At 51.4% G+C, this 3,036-nt stretch carries 2 tRNA genes and 2 rRNA genes; all 4 read left to right on the top strand.

Going from position 1 to position 3,036, the window contains the following annotated elements:
* The first annotated feature begins 503 nt into the window (after positions 1–503).
* Positions 504–1,965 (top strand): 16S ribosomal RNA (locus BLP79_RS19375).
* A 163-nt stretch (positions 1,966–2,128) separates the two neighbouring features.
* Positions 2,129–2,204: transfer RNA gene (locus BLP79_RS19380), tRNA-Ala, on the top strand.
* A 125-nt stretch (positions 2,205–2,329) separates the two neighbouring features.
* A tRNA-Ile gene (locus BLP79_RS19385) sits at positions 2,330–2,406 on the top strand.
* Between the two features lie 433 nt (positions 2,407–2,839).
* Positions 2,840–3,036, top strand: a 23S ribosomal RNA gene (locus tag BLP79_RS19885); the annotation flags it as partial.

Genomic DNA, 3,036 nt, shown 5'->3' on the forward strand with positions numbered 1-3,036 from the left:
TTTTTGTAATTCTGTCATTTTTCTTATGATTAGGGGTTGCGAGTCGGTGTTAGTAGGTCTAGAAGGCCTCTCACCGGCGGCGCTGAGGCGCACAACGGGGCGGCGGAGACGCTGCTAGGGACGCTCCGGAGAGACGGGGATTGACGGATCGGAGAGACGATTTGACGCTTAGGAAAGACTGGGGCATTTGGAGAGATTTGGTGGCTGTGTGCGCTGAGAGATTGGCGTTACGGTCCTGTTTTTGACCTCTGGGTGTTTGCTCTTTGACATTGATAGATAACTGAAGAGATATGTGGGCGGTTTGGTTCATTCGATGGATCAACGTCTGTATATCGCGCTGGTAGGAATTTTGGTTCCGATGATCCAGTGTCAGCTTCACTGTTTGAGTGGTACTTTGTTTCTTTGGAGACGATGTGCATCAAACAGATGACTTTGATGATCCTTAGCCGGATCATCAAGATGTGCAGAGGTTCGACGTCAAGGATAAGCAAGCAATTGCTTTTCAACTTGAGAGTTTGATCCTGGCTCAGAACGAACGCTGGCGGCAGGCCTAACACATGCAAGTCGAGCGCGCCCTTCGGGGTGAGCGGCGGACGGGTTAGTAACGCGTGGGAATATACCCTTTGGTAAGGAATAGCCTCTGGAAACGGAGAGTAATACCTTATGTGCCCTTCGGGGGAAAGATTTATCGCCAAAGGATTAGCCCGCGTTAGATTAGATAGTTGGTGGGGTAATGGCCTACCAAGTCTACGATCTATAGCTGGTTTTAGAGGATGATCAGCAACACTGGGACTGAGACACGGCCCAGACTCCTACGGGAGGCAGCAGTGGGGAATCTTGGACAATGGGGGCAACCCTGATCCAGCCATGCCGCGTGAGCGATGAAGGCCTTAGGGTCGTAAAACTCTTTCGCCAGAGATGATAATGACAGTATCTGGTAAAGAAACCCCGGCTAACTCCGTGCCAGCAGCCGCGGTAATACGGAGGGGGTTAGCGTTGTTCGGAATTACTGGGCGTAAAGCGCACGTAGGCGGATTGGAAAGTTAGAGGTGAAATCCCGGGGCTCAACCCCGGAACTGCCTTTAAAACTCCCAGTCTAGAGTTCGAGAGAGGTGAGTGGAATTCCGAGTGTAGAGGTGAAATTCGTAGATATTCGGAGGAACACCAGTGGCGAAGGCGGCTCACTGGCTCGATACTGACGCTGAGGTGCGAAAGTGTGGGGAGCAAACAGGATTAGATACCCTGGTAGTCCACACCGTAAACGATGAATGCCAGTCGTCGGGTAGCATGCTATTCGGTGACACACCTAACGGATTAAGCATTCCGCCTGGGGAGTACGGTCGCAAGATTAAAACTCAAAGGAATTGACGGGGGCCCGCACAAGCGGTGGAGCATGTGGTTTAATTCGAAGCAACGCGCAGAACCTTACCAACCCTTGACATCCTAGGACAACTCCAGAGATGGAGCCTTCCTTCGGGACCTAGTGACAGGTGCTGCATGGCTGTCGTCAGCTCGTGTCGTGAGATGTTCGGTTAAGTCCGGCAACGAGCGCAACCCACATCTTTAGTTGCCAGCAGTTCGGCTGGGCACTCTAGAGAAACTGCCCGTGATAAGCGGGAGGAAGGTGTGGATGACGTCAAGTCCTCATGGCCCTTACGGGTTGGGCTACACACGTGCTACAATGGCATCTACAGTGGGTTAATCCCCAAAAGATGTCTCAGTTCGGATTGTTCTCTGCAACTCGAGAGCATGAAGTCGGAATCGCTAGTAATCGCGTAACAGCATGACGCGGTGAATACGTTCCCGGGCCTTGTACACACCGCCCGTCACACCATGGGAGTTGGGTCTACCCGACGGCCGTGCGCCAACCTTTCGAGGGGGCAGCGGACCACGGTAGGCTCAGCGACTGGGGTGAAGTCGTAACAAGGTAGCCGTAGGGGAACCTGCGGCTGGATCACCTCCTTTCTAAGGATGTTTCTAGTCAGATAAGCTTGCTTATCTCGTGAAACACTTAGCAACGATCAGCAAACAAAGCTGGTCAACATTCGGGCATCATAGATGACCCGCGAGCCAGACTGCCCTCATATCTCTTCAGACATACGAACTTGCCAGCGGGCAGGTTCAGCAAGGGGCCTTAGCTCAGCTGGGAGAGCGCCTGATTTGCATTCAGGAGGTCAGGAGTTCGATCCTCCTAGGCTCCACCAAGCATTCCAAGGCCCTTGTACTTAAAGATTAAGTACTTAATCACCACGGGCTGGCCCTTCTCGGTGACTTTGCTTTGCAAAGTAACCTGCCAGGGCGACGTCGATTTTGCTTTGCAAAATCAACTGGGTCGGTAGCTCAGGTGGTTAGAGCGCACGCCTGATAAGCGTGAGGTCGGAGGTTCAAGTCCTCCTCGACCCACCATCCTTCGAAAGAACATATCTTCAAGCAGTGACATCACTGTTTGAACATCTGTTCTCAGATGAAATTGACATCGTTTAGAGAGAATACAATCAACAACACTGTTGGTCCCCCAAGTGCGGGTGTGACCTCATGTGGGTGCTGAAAAAGATCTTCGGACCTTTTGATGCAAGCGTTGGATCGGTCATGTTTCCTCAGACCCCCAGCGTATGCCGACATGAAAAGACAGAGTTGTCCAAGTCAAGTACACTAACCCGCATGATTTAACCGTCATGCAAATGTTCGCTTCACCGACATGAAGCGAGCGGGAAAGTATGCTTTTGTACCAGAAAGACAAGTCACAGTTTCTTACCAGCTTCTGTGATCGAAAGTGGCCCTCAAGTAGCGCTTTGCGCGGTAGGGCAGACATAAGTCAACACTCTCTCTTTCTGGAACAAATCAAGCGCGAGAAGGGCGTTTGGTGGATGCCTTGGCAGTAAGAGGCGATGAAGGACGTGATACTCTGCGATAAGTCATGGGGAGCTGAGAATAAGCTTTGATCCATGAATTTCCGAATGGGGGAACCCACCTGAAAGATTGATATAATTGCCCTTTGGGCAGCCTATATCCTTCTTAACCAGGTACTTAAGGACT

Origin of the sequence: Epibacterium ulvae (assembly GCF_900102795.1) — a bacterium.
GTDB lineage: Bacteria > Pseudomonadota > Alphaproteobacteria > Rhodobacterales > Rhodobacteraceae > Epibacterium > Epibacterium ulvae.